The sequence below is a fragment of the Geovibrio thiophilus genome (assembly GCF_004087915.1).
GTDB classification, from domain to species: Bacteria; Chrysiogenota; Deferribacteres; order Deferribacterales; family Geovibrionaceae; genus Geovibrio; species Geovibrio thiophilus.
In genome coordinates, this window is record NZ_CP035108.1 from 1467158 (window position 1) to 1483371 (window position 16214).

Annotated in this window: 16 protein-coding genes; 3 read left to right on the top strand and 13 right to left on the bottom strand. The window is 46.5% G+C overall.

The window, feature by feature from the left end:
• Window positions 1-56: 56 nt before the first annotated feature.
• The 11 genes from EP073_RS06980 to hemE all read right to left on the bottom strand — a co-directional run bounded on the left by EP073_RS06980 (window position 57) and on the right by hemE (window position 9152).
• The gene (locus EP073_RS06980; protein ID WP_128466437.1) at window positions 57-431 is read right to left on the bottom strand and encodes a hypothetical protein; all 375 of its coding nucleotides are present in this window, start codon (window positions 429-431) and stop codon (window positions 57-59) included.
• A gap of 114 nt (window positions 432-545) precedes the next feature.
• Entirely contained in the window at window positions 546-2351 is a 1806-nt protein-coding gene (locus tag EP073_RS06985) for a sodium:solute symporter family protein (RefSeq protein WP_128466438.1), read from the bottom strand.
• 10 nt (window positions 2352-2361) lie between these two features.
• Window positions 2362-2616, bottom strand: coding sequence for a DUF4212 domain-containing protein (locus EP073_RS06990; RefSeq protein ID WP_128466439.1), 255 nt, complete (start codon window positions 2614-2616; stop codon window positions 2362-2364).
• An 807-nt stretch (window positions 2617-3423) separates the two neighbouring features.
• Window positions 3424-3888: a hypothetical protein gene (locus tag EP073_RS06995; RefSeq protein ID WP_128466440.1), complete on the bottom strand. Its 465-nt coding sequence runs from the start codon at window positions 3886-3888 to the stop codon at window positions 3424-3426.
• Between the two features lie 13 nt (window positions 3889-3901).
• Window positions 3902-4750, bottom strand: coding sequence for an HDOD domain-containing protein (locus EP073_RS07000; protein ID WP_128466441.1), 849 nt, complete (start codon window positions 4748-4750; stop codon window positions 3902-3904).
• Window positions 4751-4774: 24 nt separating this feature from the next.
• On the bottom strand, window positions 4775-5359 hold the full coding sequence (locus EP073_RS07005; RefSeq protein WP_128466442.1) for a hypothetical protein: 585 nt from the start codon (window positions 5357-5359) through the stop codon (window positions 4775-4777).
• 12 nt (window positions 5360-5371) lie between these two features.
• Window positions 5372-5767: a hypothetical protein gene (locus EP073_RS07010; RefSeq protein WP_128466443.1), complete on the bottom strand. Its 396-nt coding sequence runs from the start codon at window positions 5765-5767 to the stop codon at window positions 5372-5374.
• On the bottom strand, window positions 5764-6321 hold the full coding sequence (locus tag EP073_RS07015) for a UbiX family flavin prenyltransferase (protein ID WP_128466444.1): 558 nt from the start codon (window positions 6319-6321) through the stop codon (window positions 5764-5766). The genes EP073_RS07010 and EP073_RS07015 overlap by 4 nt, the downstream gene beginning before the upstream one ends.
• Window positions 6322-6329: 8 nt before the next feature.
• Complete coding sequence (locus tag EP073_RS07020; RefSeq protein WP_128466445.1) at window positions 6330-7178, bottom strand: UbiA-like polyprenyltransferase; 849 nt, start codon at window positions 7176-7178, stop codon at window positions 6330-6332.
• 13 nt (window positions 7179-7191) lie between these two features.
• Window positions 7192-8145, bottom strand: a complete 954-nt coding sequence (hemH, locus tag EP073_RS07025) for a ferrochelatase (RefSeq protein WP_128466446.1) — start codon at window positions 8143-8145, stop codon at window positions 7192-7194.
• The gene (gene hemE / locus EP073_RS07030) at window positions 8145-9152 is read right to left on the bottom strand and encodes a uroporphyrinogen decarboxylase (RefSeq protein ID WP_128466447.1); all 1008 of its coding nucleotides are present in this window, start codon (window positions 9150-9152) and stop codon (window positions 8145-8147) included. Before hemE ends, hemH begins: the two co-directional genes overlap by 1 nt.
• Window positions 9153-9419: 267 nt before the next feature.
• On the opposite strand from hemE, the gene serA reads away from it, so the two are divergent.
• Entirely contained in the window at window positions 9420-11042 is a 1623-nt protein-coding gene (gene serA, locus EP073_RS07035) for a phosphoglycerate dehydrogenase (protein WP_128466448.1), read from the top strand.
• Between the two features lie 683 nt (window positions 11043-11725).
• On the opposite strand, the gene EP073_RS07040 is transcribed toward serA, so the two are convergent.
• Together EP073_RS07040 and lysS are read right to left on the bottom strand one after the other, a co-directional pair.
• The gene (locus EP073_RS07040) at window positions 11726-12652 is read right to left on the bottom strand and encodes a GGDEF domain-containing protein (protein WP_128466449.1); all 927 of its coding nucleotides are present in this window, start codon (window positions 12650-12652) and stop codon (window positions 11726-11728) included.
• Window positions 12642-14117 (bottom strand): lysine--tRNA ligase, encoded by a 1476-nt coding sequence (gene lysS / locus EP073_RS07045; RefSeq protein WP_128466450.1) that lies wholly within the window; start codon window positions 14115-14117, stop codon window positions 12642-12644. Before lysS ends, EP073_RS07040 begins: the two co-directional genes overlap by 11 nt.
• Window positions 14118-14389: 272 nt before the next feature.
• On the opposite strand from lysS, the gene EP073_RS07050 reads away from it, so the two are divergent.
• Together EP073_RS07050 and mreC are read left to right on the top strand one after the other, a co-directional pair.
• A complete protein-coding gene (locus EP073_RS07050; RefSeq protein WP_128466451.1) occupies window positions 14390-15412 on the top strand; it encodes a rod shape-determining protein in 1023 nt (340 codons plus the stop codon).
• A gap of 7 nt (window positions 15413-15419) precedes the next feature.
• Window positions 15420-16211 carry a rod shape-determining protein MreC gene (gene mreC, locus EP073_RS07055; protein ID WP_128466452.1) on the top strand — a complete coding sequence of 264 codons (792 nt, stop codon included), beginning with the start codon at window positions 15420-15422 and terminating at the stop codon, window positions 16209-16211.
• The last annotated feature ends 3 nt before the right edge of the window (window positions 16212-16214 follow it).

The window sequence follows — 16214 nt, forward strand, 5'->3', positions numbered from 1 at the left end:
CCAGTCGGAGACTTTTTCGGAAAAAAACATGAATATAAAGACGGTTCAGCAGTCGCTTATTCGGCTGTCGCTTCCTTCTTCTTCCTGCCGAACACAAAAGGGTGCGCCTGCTGACGGAGAATGAAGTCCGCGAAAATCTTACCCCATATGGTTATTCCTGCCATTGCAGACCACTTATCATAGGGATAGCCGAGTGCTATTACACCAAAGGCGGTCCAGAGAGTGAAAAGTCCCGCAACGAGGTTTATTGTCCCTGCGAACGGAGCCCATTTTTTGGGGTTCGCAGGCGGTTCGCCGCGTTTGACAGCGACCTCAGAGTAATTATTCTGTATTAAAATACGCCACGCGCGGCGGAGCCAGAAAAAGGTCAATGGGAACAGCGCAAGAAACAAAACCCATGTGAGCGCCAGACTAACGTAAGAATAATGCATGTAAAAACTCCTTTTAATATTACGGCAACCTGTACCTTCTTCTTAAAGCGCTCCGCCGGAAGACGCTCCGGCGGAGCATTGGTTAATCAAGCTTGGTCAAAGGAAAGAGGTCTATCAGTGTCCGCCAGTGGCTTCGCCGGCGCCTCTGGGGATACGTACGCTTTCTACCATCTCAGCTATATGAGAGGGAACGGGTGCTGTCATGTTCTTCACAGCGAAAGCCACTGCGAAGTTGATAACTGCGCCTATTGCTCCGAAGGCGTTGGGAGATATTCCGAAGAAGAAGTCCTTACCGCCGAAGAGGGCATAAAATTCAGTTCCTTTGACGTAGAATATTCCGGTGTGAGCAAAGACATAGAACATTGTGGCGAGAAGACCCGCGAGCATGCCCGCTATTGCGCCCTGTTTGTTCATTGTTTTGCTGAATATTCCCATCATCAGAGCAGGGAAGATGGATGATGCCGCAAGACCGAACGCTATCGCCACCGTGCCTGCCGCGAAATCGGGCGGGTTCATGCCGAGGTAGCCTGCGCCGACTATTGCCGCAGCCATTGCGATTCGTCCTGCCATCAGCTCGCCTTTTTCTGTGAGATCCTTCATGAACATGTTTTTCAGAAGGTCATGTGAAACGGCGGATGATATAGCAAGGAGAAGACCCGCAGCCGTTGAGAGAGCCGCCGCAAGACCGCCTGCCGCCACAAGTGCTATGACCCAGTTAGGGAGCCTTGCGATTTCAGGGTTTGCGAGAACCATAATATCGTTGTTAACTGAGAGTTCGTTGCCCTGCCAGCCTGCTGCTTCTGCCTGTGCGAGGAATTCAGCGTTCTTTGATTTATCGTTGTAGTACTGGATGCGTCCGTCTGCGTTTTTGTCTTCATACGTGAGGAGTCCTGTAACTTCCCAGCGTTTGAACCATTCGGGACGGCTGTCATACTGAACGCTTGCCTCTTCGGCGAAAACATCGCCGCCGGACTTAACGGCTGTGTTGATTGTGGCGTGAAGGTTAAGACGAGCCATAGCCGCAACTGCGGGGGCAGTTGTGTAAAGGATCGCTATGAAAACAAGCGCCCAGCCTGCTGAGGAGCGGGCGTCCTTAACCTTGGGAACAGTGAAGAAGCGGATAATAACGTGGGGCAGACCCGCAGTACCGATCATCAGCGAAACAGTGTACACAAACATATTCAGCCTGTCCCCGGGGAGTGCGGTTGTGTACTTCCCGAAGCCGAGGTCGTTTACGATGTGGTCAAGCTTTTCGAGCATGTGCATGTCTGAACCGCTGAAAGTTGAACCGAGACCGAGCTGAGGAATGGGGTTGCCTGTGAGCTGGAATGATATGAATATCGCGGGGATTGTATACGCGAGGATCAGTACGCAGTACTGGGCAACCTGAGTATAGGTAATCCCTTTCATACCGCCGAAAACCGCGTAAACAAAAACTATCGCCATACCGACTACAACACCTACGTTATTGGAGACACCGAGAAAGCGGGAAAATGCCACGCCGACACCGGTCATCTGACCGATAATATACGTGGTTGAAGCTACCAGAAGACAAATTACCGCCACAATTGTTGCTGTGTCGGAGTAGAAACGTGCTTTAAAGAAATCAGGTACTGTAAATTTTCCGAACTTTCTGAGATAAGGTGCCAGAAGCATAGCGAGGAGAACATATCCTCCTGTCCAGCCCATAAGGAACAGAGCGCCGCCGTAGCCCATATAGCCGATCATGCCCGCCATAGAGATGAAGGACGCAGCAGACATCCAGTCCGCTCCGGTCGCCATACCGTTCATGATGGGGTGAACGCCGCCGCCTGCTACATAAAACTCTTTAGTACTGCCGGCGCGCGCCCAGAATGCTATACCTATGTAAAGGGCGAATGTTAAACCGACTACCAGATAAATCGTTGCTTGCAAACTCATTATGCCCTCCTTACTTTTCTTCTACATCAAATTCTTCGTCAATTTTGCCCATCAGCTTTGCATAGATGAAGATGAGAGCGACAAAGATATAGATGGAGCCCTGCTGTGCAAACCAGAAACCGAGGGGATAACCGCCGAGTTTGATTTTGTCCAGCGCGCTTGCGAACATAATTCCTGCTCCGTAAGAGCATAAGAACCATACGATCAGGACGTTGCGAATGAGTCCTAATACTTTTTTCCAGTAAAGCTCATGTGACTTTTCCATAAAAACAACACCTCGCTAAGTTAATTCTGTACTCCTGTGGTTTTCTGACCTTGTTTAAGCGTGGGCAGCCTCCCTTAATCATTGTAAAATACAGGTTAATATATAAGTTTATAATTAACCTTCTTTTCTGTTCAGATAATAGTAAACCGTTTTAAAATTGTCAACACTAAAAAATCCTGTATTATAGGGTGTTTGTGTGCAGTATACAATTTTACCATTATAAGTTACGGTAAAAATTAAATATTGGTATGCAGGCTGGTCTTCATTCTGCCTGAAAAAAAAGTTTATAAGAGCAGAAATTACTCATTCTTCACATCCTTTTTGCAGTAAAGCCTCCTGTGAGGCGTATTATGTATAATAGCCTATCTATTAGCATATTATATGCTTTTTAAACTTGCTCTTACACTTGTTTACTGTGCTATAAATTTATTTAACATTAAAAACCGCATATGCAGGTTTACGTAATATGAAGATGTTTTCCTGCATTTGTTTGTTTTAATCTGTTACATAAATAGAACCATGTTATTGATTGATGGTATTGTGAGTGCAAGGGGTCTTCTGTTTGAGCGCCCCGATTCAGATTCTTCTGTTTACAGTCAGGAAAAATGATTCAAATAAAGTATTGTGTATGGATAGGGTATGAGCAGTCCATATTATTACTTAAGACAGACCTCTGTTATTATTTTAACACGGAAAATATCCATCTATTGTAAAAAAAGTAAATTTAAGGGAATTGCCGAAACATCGAAAATAGGTTGGAGGAAAATTTACTGCCCTCTTCAGGTGTTTGAGGAGGGCAGGTGAAGATTATTTCTCTTTTTTGGTAAGAAGAAGCCTGATTTTTCCTTTTATAGGCTGAAAGAAGAAATCTGGTGTTTCAGCGGATGTCTGTCCCTGTTTAACGAACGTATCCTCTTCTGCTGGCATAAACTCATATGCTATGACCAGCTCTTTTTCATCCTTTGATGGAACATAAAATTCAAATGCTTTATGGCTGAGCATTTTTATGCTGCCCAGATTCCTGAATACGTGTGATTTTTCCTGATACTGACCGCTCAGTGAGTCGGAAACATCGAGGGTTACGTTGCTGGCAAAGCTTCTGCTTATATTTTGAATAACCCCTTTCACCATTATCCCGCTGCCCATGGGCGCAAAGTCGTAAAATGCCCTGAAGTGCTCTGAAGCGGCAATGTAGCCGTAATCCTCACGCAGTTCGTTGGCAGGCTTGTAGTTCAGCGGTGCGCCCGCGCATGAAACTGTGAAAACACACACGCATAGAAGAGCGCTAAATTTTAAAAAGTTCTTTTTCCTTTTCATATATGTCCATAAGTGCCGACTCAAGTTCATCTCCGTCCTCCGGCGTCATTCCGAGATATTTCATAGAGTGCTGAAACTTCTCAATATCGTGATGGTTGTTGATTCCTATCAGTTTGGACTTGGTCAGGTTGTTGGCAAAGCATATGAGATGCGCCAAATCCCTGTATTTGCTTTTATCAGGCTGATGATGCCAGCGGACGACATCCGTAAGGTGAGCGGGCATTCCCCATTTTTCAAGGGCGAGTCCGCCGACATCGGTATGATCAAATCCGAGGTTCTCATTTTCCATCTGCCGCAGATCAAGCTTTTTGTTGTAAGCATCCTGCACAATTGCCTCATAGCTGTGCACCTCTTTAGCCAGTATAAGCTGTCCGAGGTCATGCAGAAGTCCTATGATGAAGCATTCCTCCGCCAGAGCGGGTCTGACCCTCAGTGCCGTGAGCCTTGCGCTTATGGCAACTGTGAGGGAGTGCTCCCAGAGCTTCTGCTCCAGAAGACGCAGATTGCCGGAGCCGAAAAGAGCCTTTGAGGAGAGGGAGATAACAAGGTTTTTCACCGTGTTCATGCCCAGATAGGTTATCGCCTGCTTTATGGTGGATATTTTGGTGGAGGGGTTATACAGAGCGGAATTCGCCAGACGCAGAATCTCCGTTGTAAGTCCCATATCCTTTGAAACGCAGTAAACCAGATCCGTTACATGGTATTCAGGATTTTCAAGGATTTTCACCACCTTAAACGCTGTCTGAGGTATGGGGGGAAAATCCCTGACCGAGTCCAGTATGCTTTTCAGTTTGTCAGACTCATTAATCCGTTGCATTCATCTACCGCGGGAGGCTTATTTTTATTCGTCGTCTTTGTCGTCGAGAGGGATCGATTTCGCCTCAATTGCTTTTCTGGCTGAGTCCGCGGAATCTTTTGCCGCAGGCTGTTCTTTGGTTTTCTTTTTAATATCAGTAATATCCAGATTTTTATCAGCTATTTCGGCTTCAATGGATTTGATCATGGAGTATTCGGGCTCGATCATATCCACTTCAAGGTATCCTTCTTTGACAAGCTCAATGGCTTTTTTGCCGAGGAGTTTAAGTCTTTCGTCCTTTTTCTTTTTAAGAGCGACAATATCAAGCTTGATTTTGGCTATTTTTGTAAGGCGGAGAACCTCTTCCTTGCCTTTTTCATAGCTTTCCTTCAGCCAGTCGCCCATTTTTTCGCCGGTATTGTGGACTTTATCTTCAAATGAGCCGTGTCTGTGCTTGTAGTTGCCGTAGTTGCTGCGTTTTTTAGCCTGCTCACTTGGGTCTTCCTTTTCTTCCGCGTCTTCATCAAGATCAACGTCCGAGCAGCAGGATGAATCATGGGCAAACTTTTTGCGTGCCTCAAGCTCTTCGGTTTCTTCTGTCTCTTCCTGACTGCGTTTTTCTTTATCCATAATTTCCTCCTGTTATCTTGTTAAAATCTCTATTTTTTCCTGCTGCAAATGTATTATGCAGATCAGGATTATGTTTATCAGAAGTGAGAATATAAACAGCACATACCCTGCAATATATGCCTTAGACTCTTTTACCGCAGCTTTTTTTGAGGGAAAAAGGTTTTTTATTTCTGTCCATGGCGTATAGACTGTCGCTGCCATATCGGTTTCAAGCAGTGTTCCTTTTTCCAGAGCTTCACGGATTTCTTTTTCACTGAGCCCCTGCTTAGTCTCCTCACCGGTCATGATGTCAAACTTGGCAGCCTTCTTTTTAACCGGATATGTGCGTCCGCAGGACGGGCACTCGGTTTTCTTTCCCGCTTTGTATGAAAACTCGGCGGAGCAGTTTTTGCAGATACCCTTTATCATTCCCATCTTTTAAAAAGCCTGTGGTCTGTTTTAAGTATATCAAATATTTTCCCGATCATGAAAGAGATAAGATCATCTATGGATTCCGGTTTGTGGTAAAAGGCGGGTGCGGCGGGGATTATCACCGCTCCGGCTTTAGCCAGTTTCGTAAGGTTTTCAAGGTGTATCAGGTTCAGCGGAGCCTCCCTGAACAGAATCACAAGATCCCGCTTTTCCTTCATTGCCACGTCAGCGCAGCGTTCCACAAGGTTTGAACTCACACCTGAGGCTATTCTGCCCACACAGCCCATTGAGGCGGGGGCGATTATGTAATGATCCACCATGAACGAACCGCTGGAAACAGGAGCGGCGAAGTTTCGGCTGTCGTGGAATATCACGTTTCCGCCGAACTCTGCTCTATCAAGCTCTTTCCCTGTTTCGATCAGTATATTTTCGTGTCCGTCAGGCGTTATGCAGACATGGACTTCCGCGTCAAGCTTCGTCAGCTCATCCAGAAGCTTCAGTCCGTAAACAGCGCCGCTCGCGCCGGTTATGCCGAGAAAAAACTTTTTCATAAGTTATATTAAAGAAATATATCGACGGCTGTAAAGAGGAATATGGTAACACTGATGTATGCGTTCAGATTGAAGAACGCCATATCCAGCTTTGAGAGATCATTCGGCTTGAGGATAGCGTGCTGATACAGCATGAAAATACCTGTGAGAAGAACTCCTGCGAGGTATATCCACCCGAGCCCGAACATGAACTTGGCTGAAAAGAAAATCAGGAAAGCCAGAGCGTGCAGGACACGGGCGAGGTTCAGTGAACCTGTGACGCCGATGTATCTGGGGATCGAGTGAAGATTTTCCTTTCTGTCGAAGTCTATGTCCTGACAGGCGTAAACTATGTCGAACCCTGCCGCCCATAGAAGAACCGCAAGTCCGAGCATCACTATGGATGTGCTCACTTCACCCCTTACTGCAACCCATGCGCCTATGGGAGCAAGCCCCAGTGCCACGCCGAGAACAACATGGCAAAGGAAAGTAAAGCGCTTGGTGTATGAGTAAAGCATAAATATTCCCAGCGGGATAGGGGAGAGCCAGAAGCAGAGCGGATTCAGCATATACGCGGCGAACAGATAAACCGCAAATGATATTGCCGTGTAGATTCCCGCTTCTTTTCTGCTTATTCTGCCTGCGGGTATGTCTCTCTTTGCTGTTCTGGGGTTGCGGGCATCAATTGCCGCATCCGCCAGCCTGTTGAAGCCCATAGCGCCGGAACGTGCGCCGAGCACGGCTGTTACTATCCATAAAACTGTTGAAAGGGAAGGCAGACCCTCAGCCGCAAGAAGCATTCCCGTGAAGGCGAAGGGGAGGGCGAACAGAGTATGTTCCACCTTTATCATGCTTAAAAATGTCTTAAATTTTTCCAATTTTAGTCACCAATCAACTGAGAATGATATTATAAATGCTTTCGGCGAAGTCGTCCGAAGCGTTGAGGCTTTCTGTTCTCGTTATATTTATTCCCTTAGTCTTTATGTGGCTGATATATTCCTCATCAAGCTCAATGAGCGTTTCAATATGATCTGAAATAAATGAGATCGGCACCACTATTATATTATCCGTGCCCGCGTCCGCAAGCTGCTCAAGTTTTGCCGAGGTTTCAGGTCCCAGCCATTTCACCGGACCCGTGCGGCTCTGGTAGGCGAGGGAGTGGTTGTAGTGGCGGAGCATATCCTTGATATAGCTGATCTGCTCCTCCAGATGTACTGTGTAGAGATCCCCTTTTGCGAGGGTGTATTCCGGCAGCGAGTGGGCGGAGTATAGGATGTGGCATTCTGTGAGAGGTTTCCCGAGAGATTCCGCCGCCTTGTATATTCTGGCTATGAGACAGCTGTTGTAGCTTTCGTTGAGGTGCCAGAAGGGGATACGTTTCATATGCCCTTTGACGCTCACGGTTTTGAGCTTTTCCTCAAACCTTTTGAAGCAGAGTCCGCTTGTGGTATAGGAATCCTGCGGGTACATGGTCATCACATATATATTGCCGAACTCGGAGCCGTCCAGCCTGTCCAGCTCGTCTTCAATATACGGATGGTAGTAGCACATGCCTGTTCTGACCTCAAGCTCTCTGCCTGTTTTGGCATAGTATACTGCGGCTGTTTTTTCCAGAACGGTTTTCATGTGTCTTAGCTGAGGTGAGGAGCCGCCCATTTTTTCATATAAGGGGGCGACTTTTTTGGAACGGGATTTCGCTATGACTCCCGCAAGAATATTCTGCGCCCATGTGCCGATCCTGAAATCTATTATGGTGCGGTCTGAAAAAAGATTCTTAAGAAAGGGGCGGATCGCCTCAATCGAGTCGGGTCCGCCCATGTACATAGCGAAGAGAAGGTCTTTCATTAAACGCCTTTAACTATATCCACAAGGTGCTTAACATTTTCAACCGGAGTCTGCGGCATTATACCGTGACCGAGGTTGAAGATGTGCCCCTTAAGTGATTTTCCTTCTTCAAGGATGATGTTTGCGTATTTTGTTATAGTGGCTTTATCCGCAAAAAGAAGCGCCGGATCCATGTTCCCCTGAAGGACAAACTTGTGCTCCAGTGCGGCATCCGCCTGTTTAAGACTGGTTTTCCAGTCTACGCCGAGGGCAGCGCAGTTCAGGTTTTTGATCAGCGGGTAGAAGGATGAACTGTCCTTAGCGAAGTAGATGAAGTGTGCGCCCTTTACGGATTCGGCGACTCTCTGTACATAGGGGAATATGAATTCTTCATATTCATAGGTGGAAACAAGCCCTGCCCATGTGTCAAACATCTGCACAACGGGGCAGCCGCTGTCGACCTGTGCCTGAAGATAGGAGATGGTGTTGTCCGTGAGTTTCTCCATCAGCACGGTATAGGCTTTTGTATTGTTGTGCATAAGCTTTTTAACTTCAAGGAAGCTTTTTGAGCCTTCACCCTCTATCATGTAGCAGGCGAGGGTGAACGGAGCGCCGGAGAAGCCTATAAGCGGTACATTCAGCTTGCTGATCATAAGCTTGATGGCGTCCATGACGAACTTAAGCTCTGTTTTGGGGTTGACAAGCCTCATCCTGTCGGCGTCCTCAAGGGTTCTTACAGGGTTTGATATATATGGAGCGGGTTTAAAATCCAGATTAACGCCCATAGGCTCAATCGGAACAAGAATATCGGAAAAAAGTATAGCGCAGTCCAGTCCGAAAGCGTCTATGGGCTGAAGTACAACTTCGCAAGCCAGTTCGGGTGTTTTGCAGAGCTCAAGGAAGCTGACCTTGCTTCTTACGTCTCTGTATTCCTTCATGTATCTGCCTGCCTGTCTCATAAGCCAGATGGGCGGTCTTTCTGTTTTTTCCCCGTTCAGCGTTCTTAATAAAAGGTCATTGAAAGCCATTTAGTTCTCCGTGAAATTTTTTTGATACCATTACGATTGCCATGAAACTATACCAACACATAAGCGGGTTGCCAAGTTAATTAGTAAAGCTCCGTATGTAAAAATTATGATTCGGATAAATTAAAGGTGTTTTCATTTGTTAATTCCGTTCTATTTCGGTTAATATTTAGTATCTTATTGCGATCCGGCAGGCGTTTTGTTAATCTGTACGCTCCCCCTGAAGCATACACGGCGGGACGTAAACTATAGCTATGAAGAGGGCAGCGAATGGCACAATTTGATGTAATAATTACGGATCATATCTCCGAGGAAGGGGTTAAGATACTTCAGAACGCAGGGGATATTAACGTTGACATCAGAGCCGGCATTAAAAATGACGACCTGAAAAAAATCATAGGCAACTACGACGCGGCAATCACCAGAAGCGGAACAACCGTTACCGCTGATTTAATCGAAAATCCCGGAAAACTCAAGCTTCTCGGACGCGCGGGTGTCGGTCTTGATAACGTGGACATCGAAGCTGCCAGCAAAAAAGGCATAATCGTTATGAACGCCCCCACAGGCAACACTCTTGCCGCGACGGAGCTTACCATGGGCATGATGCTTGCGGCTGTGAGGAAAATCCCCGCTGCGAACGACTCTGTAAAATCCATCAAATGGGACAGAAAGAAGTTTATGGGTATTCAGCTCCACGGCAAAACCCTCGGCATAGTCGGGCTCGGACGCATAGGCGGAAATGTTGCTATCAGAGCGAAAAGCTTTGGCATGAAGATTGTCTCCTTTGATCCTTATATAAAACAGGCTAAGGCTGATGCTTTGGGTGTTACTCTCTGTGAAAGCCTTGAGCAGGTTCTTAAGCAGGCGGATGTAATCACCTTCCACACTCCGCTCACTGATGAAACCAAAAACCTGATCACTAAGAAAGAAATAGATATGATGAAGGACAATGTCGTGATCATAAACTGCGCCAGAGGCGGCATAGTTAATGAGGACGATCTCTACGATGCCCTTGTCTCCGGCAAGGTGTTCTCTGCCGCTGTGGATGTTTTCACGAAAGAACCGCTCGGCGAAAACAGGCTCCTTACCCTTGACAATCTTTTTGTCACACCTCACATAGGCGCAAACACGGAGGAAGGGCAGAGGGATGTTGCGCTTCTTATCTGCCAGCAGGTGGTAAATGCTCTGCACGGCAAATCATATGAAAACGCTGTTAATATTCCCTTTATGAAGTCTCAGCTCAGCATCGAAATGCAGAAGTACTTTGAACTCATCGAAAGAATGGGGCATCTTCTCGCACAGCTCACAAAAGGTAGACCTGAAAGAGTGGAAGTGACAATGGTGGGTCACAAGTTTGACGAAGACTTCTTTGAGAGAACCTTTGACACTCCCTTCAATTTTCAGGCTTTCACTATCGCGGGTCTCAGAGGACTTCTTGAGTTCAACGTGAAGGAGACTGTTTCCTACATAAACGCTCCCTACATCGCAAAAGACAGAGGGATCGACATTCAGGAAAGCAAAACCCACGCATACGGTAAATTTAACGATCTGCTTGTTATGAAAGTGAAAACCGACAAGGAAGAGAAGGTGATAGGCGGAACCGTTTTTCCCGACGGCTACGGACGCATTACCATATTTGATCAGTTCTTTCTTGATATGATATGTCAGGGTACATACATCTATATCAGAAACAGCGACACCCCCGGCGTTGTGGGCAAGATAGGAACTCTTCTAGGCAACAACAACATCAACATAGCAGGCTTTGAACTCAGCCGTCTGAAAGGCGGGGATGCCATATCCTTCATCTCCGTTGACAGTGAGGTTCCGAAGTCTGTTCTTGATCAGATTCAGGCGATCCCCGGCATAATTGAAGCCAAGGTCGTTACTCTTTAATATTAATTATTGCGTCAGCAGTATAACTTCGGCAGGAATCCGGACGGCGGACAAGCCCGCCCTCCGGAGGAAGCCTTACACGGATAGAAGGGCGGTATTATTGCCGCTTCAATCTTATAAATCCCCCTCTGTCCCCCTTTATTAAAGGGGGAAGTTATTGCAGTTAAAATCATAACAGCTTTTTCCCGGTCATTCTGAACGAAGTGAAGAATCTCCTGTTTGATTAGGCCGGGGCTCTTCGCTCGTGCTCAGAGTGACGCATGGGGCGGGGATAAGAATATTTTTGATTTTTCCACGGATGGAAGTGCGCCGTGCGTAGCGAAGGTTTGCTTTGCAAACCGCGAGCGTGTACAGAAATCCGACAGGATGTGCGGATTTCTGTTATAAAATCAGAGATTGTTTTATCCTATAAGGGTTCGCAGAGACGCAAATGGTCTACATTTCCACGGATGGAAGTGCGCCGTGCGTAGCGAAGGTTTGCTTTGCAAACCGCGAGCGTGTACAGAAATCCGACAGGATGTGCGGATTTCTGTTATAAAATCAGAGATTGTTTTATCCTATAAGGGTTCGCAGAGACGCAAATGGTCTACATTTCCACGGATGGAAGTGCGCCGTGCGTAGCGAAGGTTTGCTTTGCAAACCGCGAGCGTGTACAGAAATCCGACAGGATGTGCGGATTTCTGTTATAAGACGGTCACTCTGTCCCTGCCGTCACGTTTGCTTATGTAGAGAGCCTTGTCTGCATTCTGGATCATCTCTTCGGAATGGGAAAATTTCGGGTCAAACTCTGTAACGCCTGCGCTGAAGGTTATTTTGAAGCAGCCTGTCTCACTTTCAAAAACTATGCTTTTCAGCCCTTCCTTGATCCTTTCTATGGCGATTACGGCGTGTGCCGTATCTGTTTCGGGAAAAACTATTGCAAATTCCTCTCCGCCGTATCTGGCTGCTATGTCGGTTTCACGTATATTTTCGCCGATGATAACCGCAAAGGCTCTGAGAACCTCATCCCCTTTGGGGTGCCCGTAAGTGTCGTTGACTTTTTTGAAGAAGTCCAGATCAAGCAGGGTTACGGTGAATTTATTGCCGTATCGTTTTGATTTATCAAATTCGCTTTTAAGTTTGTCTTTAAAATAGGAGTGGTTGTACAGAAGTGTGAGACCGTCTTTCTTCGCCATCTGCTCAAGAAATTCGTTCTGCTCAAGAACGTTTGTGGATGCGAAAGCCAGTTCAAACACCGTGTTTTCGAGTTCTTCGGTTTTTTTCTGAAGCTCAACGGTCATGGCAAAGTATTTCACAAGGGTATTGTAATGGATTATGAGATCCTCCACAGGGTCATCCGTGTGAGTGAACTCAAAGAAAAAGTCCTTGGAAAGTGACAGAAACTGATGATCAAACTCCCTGTTTGCTATGAAAAGGAAGAAGTTTTCATTCACCATCATCGAAGCGAGCTTTTCAACTGTGTCCGTTTTGCGCACCTCATAAATGATAACCCTAGGACCGTCCTCAGACTGTGCGCAATCCCATTCGACGCTTTCCGGAAAAAGCTGTTTCAGTGTTTCTGTTGTTTCTTCACTTTGTGTGCAGCGGTAAACTGTAGGGTTAACCTGCATCCTCCGGTCTCATATGGGGGAAGAGAATGACTTCTCTTATGGACTGGCTGTCTGTGAGCAGCATCACCAGTCTGTCTATACCGAGTCCTGCGCCTGCCGTGGGCGGAAGTCCGTATTCAAGCGCACGGATGTAGTCACTGTCCATAGCGTGGGCTTCTTCATCGCCCGCTTCTTTTTCAGCAACCTGTTTTTCAAATCTTTCCTTTTGGTCTATGGGGTCGTTAAGCTCATTAAAACCGTTGGAAATCTCGAATCCGCCGATGAAAAGCTCATAGCGCTCGGTAATTTCCGGATTATCCTTTTTTGATTTGGCAAGAGGGGAAACCTCTTTAGGATAATCTGTAATAAATATCGGATCAAAAAGTTTTTCCTCAACTGTATTTTCAAAAATTTCCAGAACTATTCTTCCTCTGCCCCAACTGTCATTGATGAAAATGCCTAAGCCCTCTGCGGTTTTTCTTGCCGAGTCGTAATCCGCAAGCTGCTCCGGAGTAATGTCTTTTCCGCCGAGTTCAACGACAGCCTGTTCCATCGTCATCCTTTTCCAAGGAGACTCAAGATCTATTATACGCCCGTTGAAGGGGATTTTCGCTGTTCCGCATATTTTCACGGCAATATTTCTCACGAAGGTTTCGATCATGTCCATAAGGTCATGGTAGTCGGCATATGCCATGTACCACTCGATCATGGTGAATTCGGGGTTGTGGCGTGTGGACAGTCCTTCGTTGCGGAAGCTTCTGTTTATCTCAAAAACACGCTCAAAGCCGCCGATGACAAGCCTTTTCAGGTAAAGCTCCGGCGCTATGCGCATGAACAGGGGCATATCCAGCGCATTGTGGTGAGTAACAAAAGGTTTTGCCGTGGCGCCGCCCGCTATTGGCTGCATCATAGGTGTTTCGACCTCCATGAAGTCTTTGGACAGGAAGAAGTTTCTCACTTCCTGTATGATAGCGCTTCTTTTGCGGAAAATGTCACGGACATTATCATTAACTATGAGATCGACATATCTTCTGCGGTATCTCTGCTCAACGTCTTTAAGACCGTGAAACTTCTCCGGAAGGTCTCTGAGAGCCTTGGTCAGGAGGCTGAATTTTTCTGCGTAAACGGTAAGCTCGCCTGTTTTTGTTTTGAAGAGGAAGCCGGAGATGCTCACAAAGTCGCCGACGTCGGTGAGCTCAAATACATTGTACTGCTCCTCCGTTATGTCGCCTTTCTTGATGTAAGCCTGAAGATTTCCCGTTCTGTCTTTAAGGTTCAGGAAAGTTATTTTGCCGAACTGCCTGACCGCCATGATGCGTCCGGCAACGGTAAATGTGTATTTCTTTTCAAGAAGTTCATGTCCGTCAGTGTTTTCAAACCTTTCGGACACTTCTTTTATACTGAATGGAACCTTGAATGAGTTTACATAGGGTTGAACTTTATTTTCTGCCAGTTTTTGAAGCTTTTCCAGACGGTGCTGATCCATGTTGAATGTGTTTTCTCCTTAATGATTGCCTGCGGTGAAACCCTTTGCTGCGGCAGATTCCAAAGGCAGGATATAATATATGAATAGTGTGTTTTACTCATCTTAATGTGTTGACTTGTTATACAAAAATCTTTAATCTATTACAAGAAAGAAATTTTTTATGACCTTTCCGGCATTTTAACTTGTCTTTATTTTGCCGAAACCGTCACAATAATTGTTGCATAAGCATGAGTTTTGATTTATTTCACCATGCAAGCCGGAGGTAAAAAGGAATGTTAAACGGTCTCTACAATATTTTTTCTAGTGACCTTGCCATAGATCTCGGAACAGCCAACACACTGATTTACGTTAAAGGCAAGGGCGTGGTTTGCGATGAACCCTCAGTGGTAGCCATAAACAATCATAACAAAGAAACCCTCGCAGTGGGGGACGAAGCCAAGTGCATGCTGGGAAGAACTCCTGCAAACATAGTAGCCATTCGCCCCATGAAGGACGGTGTCATAGCCAGCTTTGAGCATACTGAAAAGATGCTCCGTTATTTTATCCAGAAAACCCTTAACAAGAAAAAATTTATCGGTCCCCGAATCGTTATATGCGTTCCCTCCGGTGTTACTCAGGTTGAGAAGCGCGCAGTGAAGGATTCCGCCATTCAGGCGGGCGCCCGCGAGGTTTATCTTGTTGAGGAGCCCATGGCGGCGGCAATAGGCGCCGGGCTCCCCATAGAAGAACCCTCAGGCAACATGGTTGTGGATATAGGCGGCGGAACGACTGAAGTCGCCGTTATCTCTCTTTCCGGCATTGTTTACTCAAACTCCGTCCGTGTCGGCGGGGATGAAATGGATGACGCCATAGTTAACTACATCAAAAGAAAGTACAACCTTCTCATAGGCACAAGCACCGCAGAGAAGATCAAAAAGGAAATAGGCTCCGCCTTCCCTATGGAAGAGCGTAAAACCATAAAAATCAAAGGACGTGACATGGTTTCCGGTATTCCTCAGACAAGAGAAATATCAGATGCCGAAGCGAGAGAGGCGATAGAGGAAGCGGTAACCAAAATAGTGGACGCCGTGAGAATCGCCCTTGAGAAAACGCCGCCCGAGCTTTCTGCCGACATAGTCGACAGAGGCATAGTTCTCACCGGCGGCGGAGCGCTCCTTAAAGGACTTGACAAGCGCCTTGAAGCAGAAACCAAGCTTCCCATACTCGTATCGGACGATCCGCTCAGGGCAGTGGTTATGGGAGCAGGCAAGGTGCTTGACAATATCGAGCTTCTCAAAAAAGTAACCATAGATTAGTTCGCCAATGACCGGCTGGAAAAAAATAGCGGGAATAACAGCCTTTCTATTTTTCCTTATTCTGCTTCAGGTGCAGAACCCTGAAATTAACGGACCATTCAAAGGGATTTTCGGCAACGTCGTAAATCCCTTTATTTATTACTCTTCCAAGACATCAGCCTTTTTCAGGGATGTCTGGAGCGGGTATATAAATCTTGTTTACGTACGTCAGGATAACCTTGAGCTGAAGGATAAGAACGACAGGCTGAAGATGGAAAACTCCCTTCTTCGCGAAAAGGTTCTGGAATATGAAAGGCTGAAAAAGCTCCTTAATTTTAAAGAGGCTTACAGCTTTCAGTCTGTTGCGTGCAATGTCGTGGGCAGAAACGTTGACGGTTACCTGAAATATATAATCATCGACAGGGGCTCTGAAGACGGAATCGAGATTAAGGATCCGGTGATCAGCTTTGAGGGTCTGGTGGGTTCCGTCAGTGAAGTGTACAAAAACACTGCCCGTGTGGACGTTATCCTTAACATTAAGAACAACGCCAGCGTTATGAACAAACGCACAAGAGCGGTGGGCATAATAAGAGGCAACGGCGAAGGTCAGCTTGTGGTTGACTACTACGACAGGCTGGACAAGGTTCAGATAAAGGATGAGCTTATAACATCCGGTCTCGGCGGCGTTTATCCCAAGGGGATAGCTGTCGGCGTGGTGGACAGGATTGATGAAAAGGACACAGGGCTTTTTCAGGATCTGTTTGTCCGCCCCGTGGTGGATTTCTATAAGCTGGAAAATGTTCTGGTGCTGAAAAGGTAGCGC

Bases quoted from the DNA above. Each gene is read 5' to 3' on its own strand.
- EP073_RS06980 (WP_128466437.1), bottom strand. From the start codon at position 431: ATGCATTATTCTTACGTTAGTCTGGCGCTCACATGGGTTTTGTTTCTT.
- EP073_RS06985 (WP_128466438.1), bottom strand. From the start codon at position 2,351: ATGAGTTTGCAAGCAACGATTTATCTGGTAGTCGGTTTAACATTCGCC.
- EP073_RS06990 (WP_128466439.1), bottom strand. From the start codon at position 2,616: ATGGAAAAGTCACATGAGCTTTACTGGAAAAAAGTATTAGGACTCATT.
- EP073_RS07000 (WP_128466441.1), bottom strand. From the start codon at position 4,750: ATGCAACGGATTAATGAGTCTGACAAACTGAAAAGCATACTGGACTCG.
- EP073_RS07005 (WP_128466442.1), bottom strand. From the start codon at position 5,359: ATGGATAAAGAAAAACGCAGTCAGGAAGAGACAGAAGAAACCGAAGAG.
- EP073_RS07010 (WP_128466443.1), bottom strand. From the start codon at position 5,767: ATGATAAAGGGTATCTGCAAAAACTGCTCCGCCGAGTTTTCATACAAA.
- EP073_RS07015 (WP_128466444.1), bottom strand. From the start codon at position 6,321: ATGAAAAAGTTTTTTCTCGGCATAACCGGCGCGAGCGGCGCTGTTTAC.
- hemH (WP_128466446.1), bottom strand. From the start codon at position 8,145: ATGAAAGACCTTCTCTTCGCTATGTACATGGGCGGACCCGACTCGATT.
- hemE (WP_128466447.1), bottom strand. From the start codon at position 9,152: ATGGCTTTCAATGACCTTTTATTAAGAACGCTGAACGGGGAAAAAACA.
- serA (WP_128466448.1), top strand. From the start codon at position 9,420: ATGGCACAATTTGATGTAATAATTACGGATCATATCTCCGAGGAAGGG.
- EP073_RS07040 (WP_128466449.1), bottom strand. From the start codon at position 12,652: ATGCAGGTTAACCCTACAGTTTACCGCTGCACACAAAGTGAAGAAACA.
- lysS (WP_128466450.1), bottom strand. From the start codon at position 14,117: ATGGATCAGCACCGTCTGGAAAAGCTTCAAAAACTGGCAGAAAATAAA.
- EP073_RS07050 (WP_128466451.1), top strand. From the start codon at position 14,390: ATGTTAAACGGTCTCTACAATATTTTTTCTAGTGACCTTGCCATAGAT.
- mreC (WP_128466452.1), top strand. From the start codon at position 15,420: ATGACCGGCTGGAAAAAAATAGCGGGAATAACAGCCTTTCTATTTTTC.